Origin of the sequence: Acinetobacter sp. WC-323, from assembly GCF_000314615.1 — a bacterium.
Classification (GTDB): Bacteria; Pseudomonadota; Gammaproteobacteria; order Pseudomonadales; family Moraxellaceae; genus Acinetobacter; species Acinetobacter courvalinii.
Genome location: NZ_AMZS01000032.1, coordinates 22,595 through 39,918 on the forward strand (window position 1 = coordinate 22,595; position 17,324 = coordinate 39,918).

At 42.1% G+C, this 17,324-nt stretch carries 18 protein-coding genes; 13 read left to right on the plus strand and 5 right to left on the minus strand.

Annotated elements, in window-relative coordinates; all coding sequences use genetic code 11:
* The first annotated feature begins 53 nt into the window (after positions 1-53).
* From ACINWC323_RS13885 to ACINWC323_RS0118850, 3 genes are all read left to right on the plus strand, one after another.
* Positions 54-794 (plus strand): lysozyme inhibitor LprI family protein, encoded by a 741-nt coding sequence (locus ACINWC323_RS13885; RefSeq protein ID WP_009510309.1) that lies wholly within the window; start codon positions 54-56, stop codon positions 792-794.
* 77 nt (positions 795-871) lie between these two features.
* Complete coding sequence (locus ACINWC323_RS13880) at positions 872-1,366, plus strand: hypothetical protein (RefSeq protein ID WP_032881244.1); 495 nt, start codon at positions 872-874, stop codon at positions 1,364-1,366.
* 111 nt (positions 1,367-1,477) lie between these two features.
* Positions 1,478-1,957, plus strand: a complete 480-nt coding sequence (locus ACINWC323_RS0118850; RefSeq protein ID WP_249364856.1) for a hypothetical protein — start codon at positions 1,478-1,480, stop codon at positions 1,955-1,957.
* Positions 1,958-2,113: 156 nt separating this feature from the next.
* On the opposite strand, the gene ACINWC323_RS13875 is transcribed toward ACINWC323_RS0118850, so the two are convergent.
* Positions 2,114-3,460: a PGAP1-like alpha/beta domain-containing protein gene (locus ACINWC323_RS13875; protein ID WP_004776311.1), complete on the minus strand. Its 1,347-nt coding sequence runs from the start codon at positions 3,458-3,460 to the stop codon at positions 2,114-2,116.
* 261 nt (positions 3,461-3,721) lie between these two features.
* Between ACINWC323_RS13875 and ACINWC323_RS13870 the strand changes: the two genes are divergently transcribed.
* The 7 genes from ACINWC323_RS13870 to urtE all read left to right on the plus strand — a co-directional run bounded on the left by ACINWC323_RS13870 (position 3,722) and on the right by urtE (position 12,061).
* Positions 3,722-4,330 carry a YqiA/YcfP family alpha/beta fold hydrolase gene (locus ACINWC323_RS13870; protein ID WP_009510137.1) on the plus strand — a complete coding sequence of 203 codons (609 nt, stop codon included), beginning with the start codon at positions 3,722-3,724 and terminating at the stop codon, positions 4,328-4,330.
* On the plus strand, positions 4,327-6,210 hold the full coding sequence (gene parE / locus ACINWC323_RS13865) for a DNA topoisomerase IV subunit B (protein ID WP_009510201.1): 1,884 nt from the start codon (positions 4,327-4,329) through the stop codon (positions 6,208-6,210). Before ACINWC323_RS13870 ends, parE begins: the two co-directional genes overlap by 4 nt.
* 256 nt (positions 6,211-6,466) lie before the next feature.
* Positions 6,467-7,747, plus strand: coding sequence for an urea ABC transporter substrate-binding protein (gene urtA, locus ACINWC323_RS13860; protein ID WP_009510133.1), 1,281 nt, complete (start codon positions 6,467-6,469; stop codon positions 7,745-7,747).
* Between the two features lie 80 nt (positions 7,748-7,827).
* Entirely contained in the window at positions 7,828-9,450 is a 1,623-nt protein-coding gene (gene urtB, locus ACINWC323_RS13855) for an urea ABC transporter permease subunit UrtB (protein ID WP_009510242.1), read from the plus strand.
* Between the two features lie 4 nt (positions 9,451-9,454).
* On the plus strand, positions 9,455-10,525 hold the full coding sequence (urtC, locus tag ACINWC323_RS13850) for an urea ABC transporter permease subunit UrtC (protein ID WP_009510289.1): 1,071 nt from the start codon (positions 9,455-9,457) through the stop codon (positions 10,523-10,525).
* Complete coding sequence (gene urtD, locus ACINWC323_RS13845) at positions 10,526-11,353, plus strand: urea ABC transporter ATP-binding protein UrtD (protein ID WP_009510103.1); 828 nt, start codon at positions 10,526-10,528, stop codon at positions 11,351-11,353.
* Positions 11,354-11,362: 9 nt separating this feature from the next.
* Complete coding sequence (urtE, locus tag ACINWC323_RS13840; RefSeq protein ID WP_009510140.1) at positions 11,363-12,061, plus strand: urea ABC transporter ATP-binding subunit UrtE; 699 nt, start codon at positions 11,363-11,365, stop codon at positions 12,059-12,061.
* Positions 12,062-12,306: 245 nt separating this feature from the next.
* Here the strand turns inward: urtE and ACINWC323_RS13835 are convergent, their stop codons facing one another.
* The 3 genes from ACINWC323_RS13835 to ACINWC323_RS13825 all read right to left on the minus strand — a co-directional run bounded on the left by ACINWC323_RS13835 (position 12,307) and on the right by ACINWC323_RS13825 (position 14,552).
* Positions 12,307-13,047, minus strand: coding sequence for a hypothetical protein (locus ACINWC323_RS13835; RefSeq protein ID WP_009510218.1), 741 nt, complete (start codon positions 13,045-13,047; stop codon positions 12,307-12,309).
* Between the two features lie 83 nt (positions 13,048-13,130).
* Complete coding sequence (locus tag ACINWC323_RS13830) at positions 13,131-13,679, minus strand: GNAT family N-acetyltransferase (protein ID WP_009510113.1); 549 nt, start codon at positions 13,677-13,679, stop codon at positions 13,131-13,133.
* A 135-nt stretch (positions 13,680-13,814) separates the two neighbouring features.
* On the minus strand, positions 13,815-14,552 hold the full coding sequence (locus ACINWC323_RS13825) for an outer membrane protein OmpK (RefSeq protein WP_009510184.1): 738 nt from the start codon (positions 14,550-14,552) through the stop codon (positions 13,815-13,817).
* A 369-nt stretch (positions 14,553-14,921) separates the two neighbouring features.
* On the opposite strand from ACINWC323_RS13825, the gene ACINWC323_RS13820 reads away from it, so the two are divergent.
* The gene (locus ACINWC323_RS13820; protein ID WP_005227968.1) at positions 14,922-15,296 is read left to right on the plus strand and encodes an HPF/RaiA family ribosome-associated protein; all 375 of its coding nucleotides are present in this window, start codon (positions 14,922-14,924) and stop codon (positions 15,294-15,296) included.
* Positions 15,297-15,480: 184 nt separating this feature from the next.
* Here the strand turns inward: ACINWC323_RS13820 and ACINWC323_RS13815 are convergent, their stop codons facing one another.
* Positions 15,481-15,744, minus strand: coding sequence for a hypothetical protein (locus ACINWC323_RS13815; protein WP_009510246.1), 264 nt, complete (start codon positions 15,742-15,744; stop codon positions 15,481-15,483).
* Between the two features lie 166 nt (positions 15,745-15,910).
* Between ACINWC323_RS13815 and ACINWC323_RS13810 the strand changes: the two genes are divergently transcribed.
* Together ACINWC323_RS13810 and ACINWC323_RS13805 are read left to right on the plus strand one after the other, a co-directional pair.
* Positions 15,911-16,456 (plus strand): ankyrin repeat domain-containing protein, encoded by a 546-nt coding sequence (locus ACINWC323_RS13810; RefSeq protein ID WP_005282353.1) that lies wholly within the window; start codon positions 15,911-15,913, stop codon positions 16,454-16,456.
* A 31-nt stretch (positions 16,457-16,487) separates the two neighbouring features.
* Positions 16,488-17,255, plus strand: a complete 768-nt coding sequence (locus ACINWC323_RS13805) for a transporter (protein WP_009510291.1) — start codon at positions 16,488-16,490, stop codon at positions 17,253-17,255.
* Positions 17,256-17,324: the final 69 nt, after the last annotated feature.

Consider the following 17,324-nt stretch of genomic DNA (forward strand, 5'->3'; position numbering starts at 1 on the left):
TTTTTAAAATGTTGGAATGGTGAATAGCAATTGCTTACAAAAAGGAATAGGTGATGCAAGGCATTAATATTAGTTTTCTTAATGTATTATTAATTTTTGGTTTGAGTGCATGCTCAAATGCTGCAGATTATAAAAATCAAAGATTAGATGGGAAAACTATATATGGCAATAGTGAGCATGATTTGAATAGTATATATTCTGATATTAAAGGCTATATTAGTGACAATAAAAAAGAAGTTGACTATCTTGTTGCAACTCAGCGTTCTTGGCTGAAAAATAGAAATTTAAAATGTAGTTTTAATGGAAGAGAAGCAAATAATGAAAACTATAAGTGTCTAAGTGAATTTAATAATTCAAAAATTAAAGACTTGAAGAAGTCATATTTGGATTTTGATAGTTTAGAAGGAAGCTTAATAAAACCATTCAATTATAAAGATGGTGTTGTAAAAGAATTGGAAGTTGGTGGGTGTTATTGTGCTGAAAATACAATTAAAATTTTAAACAACAAGATTTATGTATATCAAGCTTGTGACAAAAGTTTAAGTGAACCACGTATATATAATGTGGTTGGTAAGACAAAAAATGAATTTTCAGTAGAATATCAAATTGATACTAATAAAAATAAAGTTCAAGAATTTAACTTGGTCTTTCTCACTAATGGTAAAAATGTTTGGAATATTGTTCCCAAAGTTTTTAGAAAAGAAGACTTATTGAAATTAAATTTTAAAATTCGTTATACAACTGATGTTAGTTTAAAGAGTAAAGATGTGAATTGTGATGATCATGATGAGTAATAATTTTTATTAAATTTTAGCCTTTTTTGTAATATAAATTGAGTGGGTAGGCTGTGAAAGTTTTTAATCATGAAAAAATGTATTTAGTTATATTGATGCTAATCCCTGTTTTAGGTTGCTCAAGTAGTTCATCAGTTGCCAAAGAATTTAATAAAACAGAGGGAAATGTTAGAGTAATTAAATATCCTATATCATCAAATTTTTATTCAGAATGTAGAGAAAATAAATCTGAAAAAGAATGTAGAAAAATAAGTAATATAAAAGATTATTCTTATCAGTCAACGAAAATTTTAGATGAACTTCCATTGGAAGGGAAAATTTTATCAGATAGTAGGATAAAAGATCTAAATGTAGATAATTTTAGATTTATATCTAAAGGTAATGATATAGTTTACTCTATAGCTGAAAAATATGTAGATACAGATGAGGAGGCTAAATCAGAATTTTATTTGATTAAAATTAAGCCAAAACTAGAAATAGAAAAAATAGGTAACTATTACTCAATTGATAGCTCTAGGATAATTAGTTATAAAGATGAGTATGGAAAAGTATTAAAGAAAAATTTAAAATAAAAGTATTATTATATTGTGTTTATATTCTAATGATTTTGTTTTTTATTTTTATAATGTTATGAATATAATATTGCTGTTAATAAATGGCTTTTAAATAATCGGTGTTTCCTAATGGTAAATAAAGTCTTTTTAAAATTATGCATGATTGGTCTAGTTAGTTTGTCATCTTTCTGCATTTCAGCTGCTAATACGAAAAATGAAGTAGAGTGTTTTTTGAGTTCAAAAGATCTGATAAAAAATTTATATGCGACTTTTCCTATCGATGGGAAAAAAGTTGTTGAAAGTTCTGACAAAAAAATAATATCTAAATTCTTTTCGAGTGATCTAACTAATATGTTGTTAAGTGATTATAGGTGTAGAGAAAAAACTGGTGGTGTATGTAATATAGATTTTAATATATTAAGTAATTCTCAAGATGATCTTGGAGAGTTTAAAATATTGCAAGCAACAAACAATGTTGTGACTGTGAAATTTGATACGCCAATGCATGGAGAGTTTATTGATTTTTATATAGAAAATAAAGGTCTTTGTAAAGTAATTAAAGATATAGAATATAATAATACTAACTTGTTAAATATTCTAAAAAAATAATATAAATTTCTATCTAAAGAATCCGATAAAGATCAGAAATTTAATTCAGATAAAAAAGGTGAGTATGTTAATTAAAAGGATGTTCATAATCCGATTAAGCTTGTTACAAATTTTGACAGGAAAAGCTCAGCTAGAACCTAACTGAGCTTTTATCTTTTAGGTCTCAACAATCCCTTCTAAGTCATCAAAGGTATAATTGTTCGGTACATTGATCATATGGGTCTGTACGCCAGCTTCCACTTTCTCTCTCGCATCAGGATACAACCAGCGTGTAATCTGCTCGGCTACGCTCGAGTGATACTGGATTTCAAAATGGTTCAGCCCGTAGAAAACAGCTTTATGCGTATCGGGTAGCTTGAGTTGAAAACGTGGATTTGGATGTTCGCCTAAAGCACTTTTGACACTGACCAGATAATCACCAATCACAGAGAGTGCTTTATTACGCAGCTTCTCAAATTCTAAAGTTCCTGCAATCAGGAACGTATTGATATGTGATGGGAGTGGCGCAGGCTTACGATTGTCATCTGCAAAACCGATACGTGCATCATTATGTTCCCAGTCATCATCACGAACGCTACCGTGACGCAGATCCAGAATACCGTTACTGCGCACATTAACCAATTGACCAATTAGGCTGATAAATGGAAATGCACCAAGTTTATCCTGTAAGACAAAGCCAAAACGCTCCAGTACTGCACCATGATGTGGTGAACCAATACAGACCAGGTTCTCGACCATATGCACCCATTGATACAGATTCTGTTTGCCATAAAACAGGGCACTGCGGGAAACCAGACCGCCCATACTGTGCCCAATCAGGTCAATACTGGTAATACGCGGATTACGCTGGACCAGATCTTCCAGCGTATTGGCAAAACTACGGCCATTGGCGGAAATCCGGCGACCTGTATTGTAGTTCAGATACAACATGGTGTTGTTATCACGTTGAGCCAGTAGGCGCTCGCCAATCCCGCCATAACGATGATTGGACCAGGTCAGATGGTTCATGCATAAACCATGCGTCAGGATCACCACACGGCCGGTTAGTTCCCCCTGCTGTAAAGAACCATAGTGATCATAAAGCACCATGGGCAAGGCCATTGGATTATGCTGCTTTAAAAAGAAATCGCCGAAGATGCCATTCAGGGCACCGACTGCAAAATGTAAGGTCGGTGTCAGCGGTTTATCATGCAGGATTGGAAATTTAGCGATAATGCGGCGTAAATTAGGGGCAAGAAAATGACTGCCGTATTTTTGCAGGGCCACATAAGAAAACTGGTAGAACTTTTGCAGTTGCGGGTGCTTTTGTAAATTCTTAGCTTTTTGTGCACTTAAACCGAGCGTTGTCCGTAATACTTCAGTTTGTACCAGTTGCACCAATTCGTGTACCCCGCTGAGGCTGGTACTGACCAACTGGGCCAAACCCTCCAGAACATCGGCCTGACTCGGGGGCGTACGGTCCCACTTGCAGTAGGTTTCATGCAGCGGTGTTAAACTTGGCATATTGTTTTCCCCATCCTTGATATATACCGAAGATTTGAAGTGATTCACTTGATACTGTTTAGGTAAACTACAACAAACGTTTACATCTTATGTCTTTCATAACTAATTTTTTTAGAATACTGATGAACGGAGTCCAGTATCGTTTTTTATGTCTGACAATGTTGAGCTTATCTGCATGTTATATTGTTATTTGCATAACAATTAAGCAAAATAATGTGATTTATTTCACTTTAAGTCAAGCCGCTGTCTTTTTTGGTGCATATGCAAATTATTTATTTACATGGTTTTCGAAGTAGCCCGATGTCGATCAAAGGACAACAGCTGCAACAATATTGTGCAGGACGCGATGACGTTCAGGTGCATATACCTGACTTAAATCGTGCACCTGATCAGGTACTTGCACAGCTTTCTCAGCTTTTCGAAAATTTACCACATGATAAAGTGGTTTTGGTGGGAAGTAGTCTGGGAGGCTTCTATACGACATACCTTGTCGCAAAGTACGGTTGCCCTGCTGTACTGATCAATCCTGCTATGCAACCATGGCAACTCTTTCAAGATTTATTCGGTATTGAACAAATCCCGCTCAAAGTCACTGAATCATGGACACTTGATACAGATCAATTGCAGCAATTACAATCGATTGCTGACACGAAGTTAAAGCATGCTGATAAAATTCTGGTGCTGTTGCAACAAGGCGATGAAGTCTTGGATTATCATCAGGCTCAACGCTATTATAGTGCAGTTCATCCATCCTCATTGATTTTAACTGACGCTGGTGGTAATCATGCAATGGATGATTTTGAAGAAAAATTACCTTTAGTACTTGAATTTTTATCGGCAGCCCTCCAAAAAGGAAGTCCAACTCAGTGACACAATACACGGCCCAATCCCTTGAAGTTCTTTCTGGTTTAGATCCTGTTCGTCGTCGACCAGGCATGTATACCGATACCTCACGTCCAAACCATTTGGCGCAAGAGGTGATTGATAATGCAGTCGATGAAGCACTTGCCGGTCATGCCAACCAGATTTGTGTCACGGTCTATGAAGATGGTTCATTGTCAGTTGAAGATAATGGACGCGGCATGCCAGTCGATATCCATCCGGAATATGGGCAAAGCGGTATCGAAATTATTCTGACCAAGTTACATGCTGGCGGTAAATTCAGTACCGATAACTATCAGTTCTCTGGTGGTTTGCATGGTGTCGGTATTTCCGTAGTCAATGCCTTGTCGACCCGTGTTGAAGTGGCGGTACAGCGTCAGGGTAACCTGTATCAAATGGCCTTTGAACAGGGCGAACCGGTTGCCCCCTTATCGGTTTTGGAAGGCAAGGTGGCAAAGCGTGCCACAGGAACAACCGTTCGCTTCTGGCCGGAAGCCAAGTATTTTGACAGCCCTAAATTTGCGCTAAAAGCCCTCAAACATAATTTAAAAGCCAAAGCGGTATTAGCTGCAGGCTTAAAAATTATTTATGACGATAAAATCAATAAAGAAAAAATTGAATGGCAGTTTGAAAATGGTCTGGTCGACTATTTGATGGACGAACTGCAAGATCGTGAAATTCTGCCTGATCCTGCCTTTGTCAGTCATGGGCAAGCGGACCGTGCAGCCTGTGAATTTGCGATTTGCTGGAACGTGGAAGGTGGCGAACAGATTCAGGAAAGTTATGTCAACCTGATTCCCACTGCACAAGGCGGTACTCATGTCAATGGTTTACGTTCAGGTGTAACCGAAGCGCTGCGTGAGTTCTGTGAATTACGCAATTTATTGCCACGTAATATGAAATTGTCTGCGGAAGATGTCTGGGATGGGGTAAATTTTATTCTATCGCTGAAATTTCAGGAACCACAATTCTCAGGACAAACCAAAGAACGTTTATCCAGCCGTGAAGCCTCTAATATTGTATTGAATATTGCCAAAGATGCATTTGCCTTATGGTTGAACCAGCATGCCGAGATTGCGACCCAACTGGCTGAAATGGCGATTGCCAAAGCGGGACGTCGTCTCAAAGCAGCAAAAAAAGTCGAGCGTAAAAAGATTGTCGCAGGTCCAGCCTTGCCTGGAAAATTAGCCGATTGTGTGGGCCTGACCCGTGAAGACAGTGAACTGTTTATTGTCGAAGGGGACTCTGCAGGTGGCAGTGCCAAACAGGCACGCGACAAGAATTTTCAGGCGATTATGCCGATTCGCGGAAAAATCCTGAATACCTGGGAAGTTTCTTCCGATGAGGTCTTGGCTTCGCAAGAAGTGCATGATATTGCCATCGCGATCGGGGTTGATCCGGGCAGTGACGATTTGTCTGAATTACGTTATGGCAAAATCTGTATTCTGGCCGATGCGGACTCGGATGGTCTGCATATCGCAACCTTATTATGCGCCTTGTTTGTAAAACATTTCCCGACACTGGTGGAGGAAGGTCATCTGTTTGTGGCGATGCCACCACTGTATCGTATTGATATTGGGAAGGATGTGTATTACGCCTTGGATGATGATGAGCTAGAGACGATCTTGAAAAAAGTCAAAGGCAATAAAAATCCGCAAATCACCCGATTCAAAGGTTTGGGCGAGATGAATGCCAGTCAGTTGCGTGAAACCACCATGGACCCGAATACGCGTCGTCTGGTGCAACTGGATCTGGACGATGCCCATTTAACGGCTGGATTACTGGATAAATTGCTGGCGAAGAAGCGTTCTGCCGACCGGAAGCACTGGTTAGAGCAAAAAGGTAATTTAGCAGATATCAGTGTCTAAATTCCCCTTAGAAGATCGAGATCAGCCAGACAAATGTCTGGCTTTTTCTTTGTGTAAAGTCTTTAGATTTGGGCTGAACAAATCTGCATCATTTTAGGTCGCTGCGTATTTTTTGTATGCAATGTTGTATACAAGATCAAAAAAAGCATCAGTAAAATTTATTAAAACTAAATAAAAACAATAACTTGTTGTGTTGGCATAGAAATTGAATAACACCATCCAGTAAAAATCACAATATTGATGGGTGGAGAGAATGATGCAAAACAAATTGATGTCGATGTCAGTGCTCATGGCAGCCATGATGGGGATTGGTCTGGTGGGCTGTTCAAAACCAGCCGAAAAAACAGAACAAGCAAAAACGCAAGCCAAAACTGCACCTGCAGCCAGCGGTGACACCATCAAGGTTGGGATTCTGCACTCGCTTTCAGGCACGATGGCGATTTCTGAAACCTCACTGAAAGACACCGCCTTGATGACCATCAATGAAATCAATGCCAATGGTGGGGTACTGGGCAAAAAACTGGAACCTGTGATTGTCGATCCAGCTTCTGACTGGCCCCTGTTTGCAGAAAAGGCGCGTCAGCTGATTACCCAAGATAAAGTTGCGGTTATTTTTGGCTGCTGGACCTCTGTGTCGCGTAAATCCGTATTGCCTGTGGTGGAAGAGTTGAATGGCTTGTTGTTCTATCCAGTGCAGTATGAAGGTCAGGAACAATCGAAAAACATCTTCTATACCGGGGCGGCTCCGAACCAGCAAGCAATTCCTGCAGTTGAGTATTTGATGGGAGAGGAGGGCGGGAAAGCAGAACGTTTTGTGTTGTTGGGCACCGATTATGTCTATCCACGGACCACCAATAAAATTCTTCGGGCCTTCTTAAAATCGAAGGGCGTCGCTGATACCGACATCATGGAAGAATATACCCCTTTTGGTCACAGCAATTATCAAACCATTGTGTCCAATATTAAGAAGTTCTCTGCAGGTAAAAAGACGGCAGTGATCTCGACCATCAATGGTGATTCCAATGTGCCGTTCTATCGCGAACTGGGCAACCAAGGCATTAAGGCATCCGATATCCCGGTCATGGCTTTCTCGGTCGGGGAAGAAGAATTACGTGGTATTGATACCAAACCCTTGGTCGGTCATTTAGCGGCATGGAACTATTTCATGTCGGTCAAGAATCCGAAGAATACCGAGTTTGTGAATAAATTCAAACAATATGCAGTGCAATACAAACTGCCAAATGCCGACAAAGTGGTGACCAACGATCCGATGGAAGCGACCTATGTCGGGATCAATATGTGGAAGCAGGCGGTTGAGAAAGCGGGCACCACCGAGGTGGATAAAGTTCGTGATGCGATGGCCGGTCAGACCTTTGCGGCTCCATCAGGCTATACCCTCAAAATGGATGAAAGCAATCACCATCTGCACAAGCCTGTGATGATTGGGCAGATCCGTGGCGATGGCCAGTTTGATGTGGTCTACAAAACCCCGCAAACCATCAAGGCGGAGCCTTGGAGTCCGTATATCCCTAAATAATTCGCTTCACGCCTGTTGTGTTGGCAGCAGGCATTTCTATTTTTCTGATCCATTTAAACCGTAACCATAAGGGGAGTTCTATGGCGAAACATTTTGTTTTGGCACTGCTCTGCATCATGGCACAGCTGATGTTGAGTCCAGCATGGGCAGAGGCCACATCCACAGCACCTGTGACGTCTACAGCTTCTCCAGATGCCATTCAGACCTTTGTAAAGGCTGACTTTGCCACGCGTCGTGCCATGCTCAATCAGTGGCCTGCCAGTATTGAACAACTGGATCAACTGGTGGCCTATATTGATCAAAATGAGTTATATAGCGATAGTTCAGGCAATACCTATCTGTTAAAAAATGATGACAAGCTGTTTAGCTATCCTGAGCAGCAGGCGCTGCAACAATGGCCTGCCGATTTATCCCAAGTGACGTTGGTCAATACCTTACGCAAGGCCCTGAATTTTGGTCAAGCCAAAGCCAAACTCAATTCTACAGATGCTTCACAACGTTTAGCTGCGGTCGATATTTTAGAAAATAATTTGGCTGAACTTGATGTGGCGATGGTGAAGCAGCTTTATCTGAATGAAAAAAATGATCAGGTCAAAACGCGTTTAGCACAGCTCAAAGCCCGTCTGGATTTTAACAGTGCTGATGAATTTACCAAGCTTGAAGCCGTGAAAGTCTTGGCAGATTCCAATCGGCCTGACGTATTCGCTTTGATCACTCAAACTTTAGAACAACCGCAAAGCAACCCTGCATTAAAGGCTGCCTTGCTGGATGCACAAAATAAAATTAAAACCCGTTTACAAATCAGTGAGTGGTCAGGCCATGTTTTTTCAGGTCTGAGTACGGCCAGCATTTTACTGCTTGCTGCGCTTGGTTTAGCCATTACCTATGGTCTGCTTGGGGTGATTAACATGGCACATGGTGAGCTGATCATGATCGGTGCCTATACCACTTACCTGATCCAGAGCTTTTTTAAAACCCATTTTGCAGGGTGGGTGGATTGGTATCTGATAGCAGCGATTCCTGCCGCATTTCTGGTGAGTGCCTTGATCGGTATGTTGATTGAACGCACCGTGATTCGCCCGTTATACGGTCGTCAACTGGAAACCTTGCTTGCTACTTTTGGGGTGAGTTTGATTCTGATGCAACTGGTACGTATGGTCTTTGGTGCGCAGAATGTCGAAGTCTCAAATGTGAGCTGGTTGAGTGGCGGGATCGCGATGACACCGAGCCTGATGCTGCCGTATAACCGGATTGCCATCATTGCGTTTACCGTCGCAGTGTTATTGCTGCTGGTGTTCTTACTCAATAAAACCCGTTTTGGCCTATTTATCCGTGCGGTCACGCAAAACCGTCAAATGGCACGTGCGGTTGGGATTCGCTCTGCCCGAATTGATATGCTGGCTTTTGGTCTGGGTTCAGGTCTGGCAGGTTTGGCAGGCTGTGCCTTGGCACAGGTCGGCAATGTCGGGCCTGATCTTGGTCAAAACTACATTATTGATGCTTTCCTTGTCGTTGTGGTCGGTGGCGTTGGCCAAGTCTGGGGGGCGGTACTGGCAGCACTCGGATTGGGCATCAGTGGAACAGTGCTGGAAATTGGTTTAGGTGCAGTTCTGGCAAAAATTATTCTCTTGATTCTTGTGATTTTGTTTATCCAAAAGCGTCCACAAGGTTTGTTTGCCATCAAAGGCCGTTTTGTGGAGTAAGCCAATGAAAATCACTTCTTTATTTGCTGACAAGCCCTATAGCGCGGTGGCGATTGCAGTTTGTTTCGGCGTGTTATTGCTGTTGCCATGGCTACACCTGTTGTCTCCTGACTCGGCATTTTACTTGTCCGCTTATTGGATCACCCTGATTGGCAAGATTATGTGTTTGGCTTTGGTGGCTCTTGCACTGGATCTGGTCTGGGGCTATGCCGGGATTCTAAGCTTGGGACATGGTTTGTATTTTGCCTTGGGCGGTTATGCTTTTGGCATGTACCTCATGCGTCAATCCGCAGGCGATGGTCTGCCTGATTTTATGCGCTTCCTCAGTTGGACCGAGTTGCCTTGGTATTGGATCGGCACGCAGCATATTGCCTGGGCCTTGGCACTGGTCGTGCTTGTTCCTGGATTGATTGCATTTATTTTTGGTTTTTTTGCCTTTCGCTCCAAAATCAAAGGTGTGTATTTCTCCATTATTACTCAAGCCATGACCTTTGCCGCAGCCTTACTGTTCTTCCGCAATGAAACAGGCTTTGGTGGCAATAATGGCTTTACGGGTTTTAAGACCATTCTCGGTTTTGATATTACCTCGGCACCAATGCGTGCAACGCTGTGCTTTGTGACTGCGTTGATGTTGATGTTGTGTTTCCTCGGTCTGCGCCAGTTGATGAATCGTCCTTATGGTCGCGTGCTCGGCGCAATCCGCGACAGTGAAAATCGCTTGCAATATCTCGGCTATCGCACGTTGTGGTACAAGCTATCCGCATGGGTATTGTCTGCGGTGATTGCAGGTATTGCAGGGGCGTTGTATGTGCCACAGGCGGGCATCATCAATCCAAGTGAAATGAATCCCGTCAATTCGATTGAAATGGCGGTGTGGGTGGCTGCGGGTGGACGTGGCACTTTGATTGGTCCGATTTTGGGGGCAGGTCTAATCAATGCCGTGAAAACCTATTTCACAGTGGCTGCGCCAGAAGCATGGTTATTGATCTTGGGTGCGCTGTTCATCGTGGTGACCTTGTTCTTGCCTAAGGGTGTGATTGGTGTATTCGACCGTTTTAAAAAGGAGCGTGATTAAATGAGTGATGTATTAATAGACGCTGCTCAACATGGCGGTCAGCTGGGTGAAGGCTATGGACGGGCCAAGACGCAAGGTGCGGATTTTAGTCACGGCATTGCCTTATATCTGGAAAAAGTCAGTGTCTGGTTTGATTCATTTCGGGCCCTGAATGATTTGTCGTTGTACATTGCCGAGGGGGAATTACGCTGCATCATTGGGCCGAATGGCGCAGGAAAAACTACCCTGATGGATGTGATTACTGGTAAAACCCGTCCAAGCACAGGCACCGCATTTTTTGGGCAAAACTATGATCTTGCCAAAATGAGTACCGAGCAAATTGCGGAAGCAGGGATTGGACGTAAATTCCAGAAACCCACGGTATTTGAAAATTTTAGCGTGATGGAAAATCTGCTATTGGCAGCGCCACGCGATAAACGGGTGAAGAAAAGCTTTTTTTCCCGTTTAGACCCAGAAGCGCAGCTGGCCCTAGATGAAAGTCTGGAGCAGATCCGTTTAAAGGAATTTGTAAATAAGCCCGCAGGTCTGCTCTCACATGGACAAAAACAGTGGCTGGAAATCGGCATGTTGCTGATGCAACGACCCAAGTTGATTTTGCTGGATGAGCCTGTTGCAGGTATGACCGATGCTGAAACCGAGCGCACGGCTGAACTGTGTCTGGAACTGAAAAAAAATCACACGTTGGTGGTGGTGGAACATGATATGAGTTTTATTGACACCATCAGTGAAAAAGTCACGGTACTGGCGCAAGGGGCGATCTTGGCCGAGGGTACATTGGCAGAGGTTCAGGCCAATGAAGATGTGATTGAAAAGTATTTAGGACGTTAGGAGAGGCACATGTTAGAAGTGAAACAAATTAATCAGTTCTATGGTGGCAGTCATATTCTACGTGATGTGTCTTTTAATGCGCCTGTGGGTGAATGCAGTGTGGTCTTAGGACGTAATGGTGTGGGCAAAACCACCTTATTGAAATGCCTGATGGGGATTCTGCCGATCAAGTCTGGACAAATCCTGTTAGATGGCAAAGATATTGCCAAAATGTCCCCTGAGCAACGGGTGCGTGCGGGGTTGGCCTATGTGCCGCAAGGTCGCGATATCTTTTCGACTTTAACGGTAGAAGAAAATATTTTAATTGGTATGGCAAAATTTTCGGGTGCCAAGACACGTAAAGTGCCGACGCATTTATATGAAATTTTCCCCGTACTCGATGAAATGAAACACCGCCGTGGTGGTGATTTATCCGGAGGTCAGCAACAGCAGCTTGCGATTGCCCGGGCGTTGGCTTCTGAACCACGCGTATTGATTTTAGATGAACCGACCGAAGGGATTCAGCCTTCAATTATTAAGGATATTGGTCGGGTGATTCGTAAATTGGCGGATCAAGGGAAGATGGCGATTATTTTGGTGGAGCAGTTTTATGATTTTGCCGAAGAGTTGGCCGATGCGTATACCGTGATGGCACGTGGGCAGGTGATTGCGCAAGGGCGGGGGGAGGAGATGCCTGAGAAAGGGATTCGGGAGTTGGTGGCGATTTAGTATTTCTTGGCTAACAGTTACTTTATCCTTGTTCTAAGGAATGTATCTTTAGGATGGACCTTACTTTTGAGAGATCAAAAGTAAGCAAAAATCTTTTGTTCGACTGACGGTACATCCTGAGCAATTCTAAAGCATGGCTTTGGAAGCAGCGTAAGGCAGTCGAACATGGCGACATCCATATCGCCTATCACGATAGTGAATGTTGAGAAAATGCAATTTAGAACATTAAAGGGTTGGCACAAGGTTTATTTGTCTTCAACCTTATAGAACGTACCGCCAGCATAGACATTATGTCCAAAGCCACATGAGGACTCGCCATTGTGCTGTTCAACCTCAATTTTTTGTCCAAGCTTTGCGTCATTGGCGAATTGAAGTTTGATTTGGCAATCTTCATAGCGGTAGCGGGCTTGTTTTGACTTGATTGGCATGCTGGTTTCAAACTGTCCCATATTGGGACCATAGATTAGGCCGCGTGGACCAAAATAGTAGCCATCGAAGCCAATCTGATATTGATTCTGTTTTTTGCTGACCTTGATATAGTCCCATTGCCCAAAGCCATTGGCGCGGACATAAGTCCCTTGTAGATCAGAAAGTAGTTTTGGCTTGGGCAATTGTTTTAAGTTGTATTGACTGGTTTTCGAGTCTTTATCACGTAAAAACCAGACTCTGGCCCATTGCGGCTTACCGAGTTTAGCATAACTTAAACCGACATTATTATTGGCGATTTCAATCTCTCGATCACTGACCTGAATCCCGCTTTCATCTGCATTGGCCTGACAGAAATGTGCCCATGCGGCTTGGTCTTCAAATTGCTTGGCTGCTTTGAGATATTGCTTATGATCGTAAAACTTTTTACCTGCTTGAGCATATTGTTTCACTTTGGCGCAGCCCTGTTGCAATTCTTGCTCGAAGGAAAGTTCTGCAAAGCTGGCACTTGAAGCAAGGACGATTGTGAGGCCTAGGCCGAGTTGGGATGTTTTAATCATTGTGGCTATTTTTAAAATAAAGTATGTCTTTCATTTTAAATCAAAAATTGCTGTGAGGATCGTATTACAAAAGTGATATTTTATTAGGCTTCTGTGAGTTGTAGTTGCATCCAGACCAAATCCCGCCATTGTCCAAACTTTTGACCCACTTGTGGCATATAGCCTGTTTGCACAAAGCCCAATTGTTCATGCAACACGATTGAACCCTTATTTTCACTGTCTATGGCGGCGACCATGATATGCATATTTTGCTGTTTGGCCAGATGAATGAGCTGTTGCATCAGCGCTTTGCCCAGACCTTGGCGAGCATAACTTGGGTCAACAAAAACAGAATGTTCAATGCTTTGGCGATAACCACTGATCGCACGAAACGCGGCGTAATAGGCATAACCAGCCACTTGATGGCTATTCAGGTCTTCGACCACAATCATGGGGAACTGCTGTTGCTGCATGCCGTAAAAACGTTGCTGATAATCCCCGAGTGAGACAGCCTGATCATTCCAGTTGGCTGTGCCATTTAAAATCTCGTGATTATAAATCGTGAGGATGTGTTCGAGGTCATCTGTTGTGGCAAAGCGAATGTGGAAATGTGCGGCTAAGGTCGAAGCGGCAAGTACGATATTTACAGACATAAGCAAAGGTCATCAAATTAGACAAAATAAACAGATGGGATGCTGACAGGACAAAAGATCAACTGACATTTATATTCGGGGATGCAAACAAAAACAGCAAGGAAATCCTTGCTGTTTTTTAACATTCTAATCTGATTAGAAGTGGTATTTGATCAAAGCGCTGACATTGTTTTCGTCACGGTTTTTCATACCGAACTTGTTATTCCAGACTGAATGCTCAACACCTAAATAAAGGCGTGTATCTGGTGAAATGTGTTTACCCACATTCCATTTATATTGTGTCGTCCAGTTCAGTTCACTGGCGTGACGCTCTTTGCTGTCATGGGCTGCACTTGACCAGTCAAGAAAACCATCGACGAGGAAATCTTCATTTGATACTTTAAATGGCAAAGCATAAGCAATGGTCATTTGGTAGTCATCAGCGGTATTTTCATTGTTGGCACGGTAGAAGTTCACATTTGCATATTGGAAATATGGAACTGCAAGATCAAAGCCTACGCCGTACAAAAAGTTGTCAAAACTGGAAAAGTCATCATTGTTGCTTTCCCAAGTGGTTGAAATCAATACATCTTTAATTGGACCAAAAGCAAGTTTGTGACCTGAAATCTCGCCTAAGCTAAAACGCGGAGAGAGTTCGAAATAAGTCACTTTATGGTCTTCATTACCACGCATGCGATCCATAAAGAAAAACACATCGGCATATTTGACTTTTGCCGCATATTCAACCGTTAAGGTTGTTTGTTTTTCATCAACAACTTCGTAGTTTTCCCCATACAAACCGGTCAGGCTAAAGTCCTGCCAGATTGGCTTTGCCTGTGCGAAAGCTGCTGTAGATACCAATAAACATGCTGCTGTAACTTGCTTCAATTGCATTTAAAAATCTCCCCCCAAAAAGGCGTGTAAAGCATACAAGGTATTAAGCAAAAATAAAGCCAAATTTGACCAAAGGTACAAAATAATTGTAGAGCTCGGGCCAAAAATAAAGTCGTGTAAAGTTAAAGCTGTTTTTGTTTAAGTTTTAATAAAAATGTCAAAAATCAGCTTGCATATTTCTGAGGAAAGACAGATATTGGAACTATAGAAGATCTTCTTACATACTGAAAATCAACAGATGCTAAGCGAGGAGACCACAAGCATTTACATAATCAAAATATACAACTGCACTGAATGACCGCATGCTCAAAGTGTGCTGAATAACAAAGTTTTGTAGCACCGTCTCACAGAAAAGAGAGGAAGATATTTATGAATATTGAAATCCGTACAGATAAAAACATTCAAGGTAGTGAACGTTTAATTAGTTATGTTCGTGCAGAACTTACACAGGAATTCCAACGTTATAGCGAGCGTATTACGCACTTTTCGGTTCATATTAGTGATGAAAACGGGGACAAATCGGGCGATCATGACAAACGTTGTATGATTGAAGCCCGTCCAGCAGGCATGAAACCTGTTGCAGTGACACATAAAGCGCCAAATATTGATCACTCGATTCATGGTGCGATTGATAAATTAAAACGCAGTCTGGAGCATCTTTATGAGAAGAAAGATCATCACCGTGGCGGTTTACCAGAATATGTCGATGCAGATGAAGGTGTCAAAGTAGACGACGAAGCGTAAAAATAAACGCATAAAAAAGGCCTTAATATGAGCTGATCTCAATAATTTGAGCAGTTTGATTAAGCAGCTTTTAAGGACCGAGTTCTGTATATAGGTAGGACTCGGTCCTTTTAATTTAAGCTTGAATTTATTGTGACTCTAATCGTGAATATATTTCTTATGGTTAGCTTTAGATCTTCACTTATTAATTCCAATAAGTATCAAACATTTCTTTAATGCCATCTTCATTCTCCATATACTTATCAGGGGCTATTTTTAACCCAATACCACTTAAATAGAGTACAGCCTCCCATAGAAGATCCTCTGTTGTAGCAGGATCAAAGAACAATTCGTTGTTGTCCAAGGCATTCATCCTTGTTGCTGCCCACGCTTCAGCTTGCTCTCGACTAATTTTATGATTTAGCACATCGGTGAATACTTTTTGTACATCCAATAAAGTTATTTTCATTCCGACACTGTCCATTCTCATTAAACAAATAATGTGTTATTAGACTAATTTAAGGCTTTTTTTATGCCTGTATCAAATTTCTACATGATTTTTTAGATGGTTTTATAAAATCCTGTCAGGATATTCGGCATAATACATTCATTAAAAAATATTGTGAGAACTGGTCATGTTAAATAAGCAACAGCAGGCCTTGGTGCAAGCCATACAACAACTCGATTTAGACCAAGTGCAATCTTTACTTGCTGAAGGACTCGACCCGAATTTTATTGATCCTGAACAGGGGCCGCCTGTATCGGTGATTTGTGATGGTTTATTCACCTGGTGGGAAACAATTTGTGAAGCGTATGAGGCAGGCCAGCCATTAAGCGAAGAAGAAAAGCAACAAACGCTTCAAGTCTATCTGGATATTTTGGATGCGCTGATTCAGGCCAAAGCCAATTTGCATTTATGGGATGCTGAAGAATTTTATGGCCCGCTTTGGGATGCAGCAAGTTCGGCTTGTGTGCCTGTGGTACAACGTTTACTCGAAGAAAAAGTAGATCCAAATACCCGTGATGAAGAGGGTTTAACTGTTCTATCTTCAATTAGCCAATTATTCTTTGATTGTGAATTTGATGAAATTGACTGGTCAGAATCATTGCCAGAAGAACGTGCAACACTGGAATTGTTACGTCAGCATGGCGCAAAAATGTCAAAAGAGCTAGGCGCTTAAGCCCAGCCGATATAACAGAACGAGGAACATGATGAAAATACTTCAAACTTTAAGCGTGGTTGCCGTATCGATGCTGGCAAGCAGCGCTTTTGCGGCTGATTTTTCTTTTGACCGTCCTGGTGCCGGTATGGGCACAGGCATTACCCCGGTTGGTAAACTGGCATGGGAACAAAGCTTGCCAAGCGTCAGTTATCAGGAAGGTAATGTCGATGGGGTAAAAGATAAGACCCTGACCTTAAATGGCGATATGTTGTTGCGTACCGGTCTGGCAGATGGCCTGGAATTGCAATTGGGTTGGCAAGGTCCGGTCTGGCAGCAATACAAGCGTGCCGGCATGAAAAAGGAAACCAATGGTTTAGGTGATGTCAGCATTGGTTTGAAAAAAGCCATTGATCTCAAAGATGACCGTTTATCTATGGCTTTGTTGGCAGAAGCCATCATTGCGACCGGTAATGATGAATTTACCAACCATGATGATATTTATAGCCTTACCTCAGCGGTTGCTTATGAATTTAGCGACCTGATCGGCACCTCGATTACCATGCGTTATGAAGCGCAAAACAGTGATTGGGCGGTGACTGCGATTCCAACCATTGACTATAAAATTGCAGGAAAATTATCAGGTTATTCAGAATTTGTTTACCGTAAAGCCGAGAGCCAAGACTATGAATATGGTCTAGGTACCGGTCTGGTTTATGCCTTGAATAATCGCACCCAGCTGGACGCTAGCATTGGGGTTGATCTCAATGGCGATCAGAAAAGCTATAACGGTGGCCTCGGCGTATCGGTCTTATTCTAATAATCATGCTCCTGAATACGCTTAAACTTACTTTTATAGAAGTGCCCAGCAGTTTCGGGAGAAAAATAG

What these genes read in the sequence shown, in the direction of transcription:
- ACINWC323_RS13815 (WP_009510246.1), bottom strand. Translation starts at nt 15,744, where the DNA reads ATGAAAATAACTTTATTGGATGTACAAAAAGTATTCACCGATGTGCTA.
- ACINWC323_RS13835 (WP_009510218.1), bottom strand. Translation starts at nt 13,047, where the DNA reads ATGATTAAAACATCCCAACTCGGCCTAGGCCTCACAATCGTCCTTGCT.
- ACINWC323_RS13870 (WP_009510137.1), top strand. Translation starts at nt 3,722, where the DNA reads ATGCAAATTATTTATTTACATGGTTTTCGAAGTAGCCCGATGTCGATC.
- urtC (WP_009510289.1), top strand. Translation starts at nt 9,455, where the DNA reads ATGAAAATCACTTCTTTATTTGCTGACAAGCCCTATAGCGCGGTGGCG.
- urtE (WP_009510140.1), top strand. Translation starts at nt 11,363, where the DNA reads ATGTTAGAAGTGAAACAAATTAATCAGTTCTATGGTGGCAGTCATATT.
- urtA (WP_009510133.1), top strand. Translation starts at nt 6,467, where the DNA reads ATGCAAAACAAATTGATGTCGATGTCAGTGCTCATGGCAGCCATGATG.
- ACINWC323_RS13875 (WP_004776311.1), bottom strand. Translation starts at nt 3,460, where the DNA reads ATGCCAAGTTTAACACCGCTGCATGAAACCTACTGCAAGTGGGACCGT.
- ACINWC323_RS0118850 (WP_249364856.1), top strand. Translation starts at nt 1,478, where the DNA reads ATGGTAAATAAAGTCTTTTTAAAATTATGCATGATTGGTCTAGTTAGT.
- ACINWC323_RS13825 (WP_009510184.1), bottom strand. Translation starts at nt 14,552, where the DNA reads ATGCAATTGAAGCAAGTTACAGCAGCATGTTTATTGGTATCTACAGCA.
- urtD (WP_009510103.1), top strand. Translation starts at nt 10,526, where the DNA reads ATGAGTGATGTATTAATAGACGCTGCTCAACATGGCGGTCAGCTGGGT.
- ACINWC323_RS13805 (WP_009510291.1), top strand. Translation starts at nt 16,488, where the DNA reads ATGAAAATACTTCAAACTTTAAGCGTGGTTGCCGTATCGATGCTGGCA.
- ACINWC323_RS13830 (WP_009510113.1), bottom strand. Translation starts at nt 13,679, where the DNA reads ATGTCTGTAAATATCGTACTTGCCGCTTCGACCTTAGCCGCACATTTC.
- ACINWC323_RS13880 (WP_032881244.1), top strand. Translation starts at nt 872, where the DNA reads ATGTATTTAGTTATATTGATGCTAATCCCTGTTTTAGGTTGCTCAAGT.
- ACINWC323_RS13820 (WP_005227968.1), top strand. Translation starts at nt 14,922, where the DNA reads ATGAATATTGAAATCCGTACAGATAAAAACATTCAAGGTAGTGAACGT.
- urtB (WP_009510242.1), top strand. Translation starts at nt 7,828, where the DNA reads ATGGCGAAACATTTTGTTTTGGCACTGCTCTGCATCATGGCACAGCTG.
- ACINWC323_RS13885 (WP_009510309.1), top strand. Translation starts at nt 54, where the DNA reads ATGCAAGGCATTAATATTAGTTTTCTTAATGTATTATTAATTTTTGGT.
- ACINWC323_RS13810 (WP_005282353.1), top strand. Translation starts at nt 15,911, where the DNA reads ATGTTAAATAAGCAACAGCAGGCCTTGGTGCAAGCCATACAACAACTC.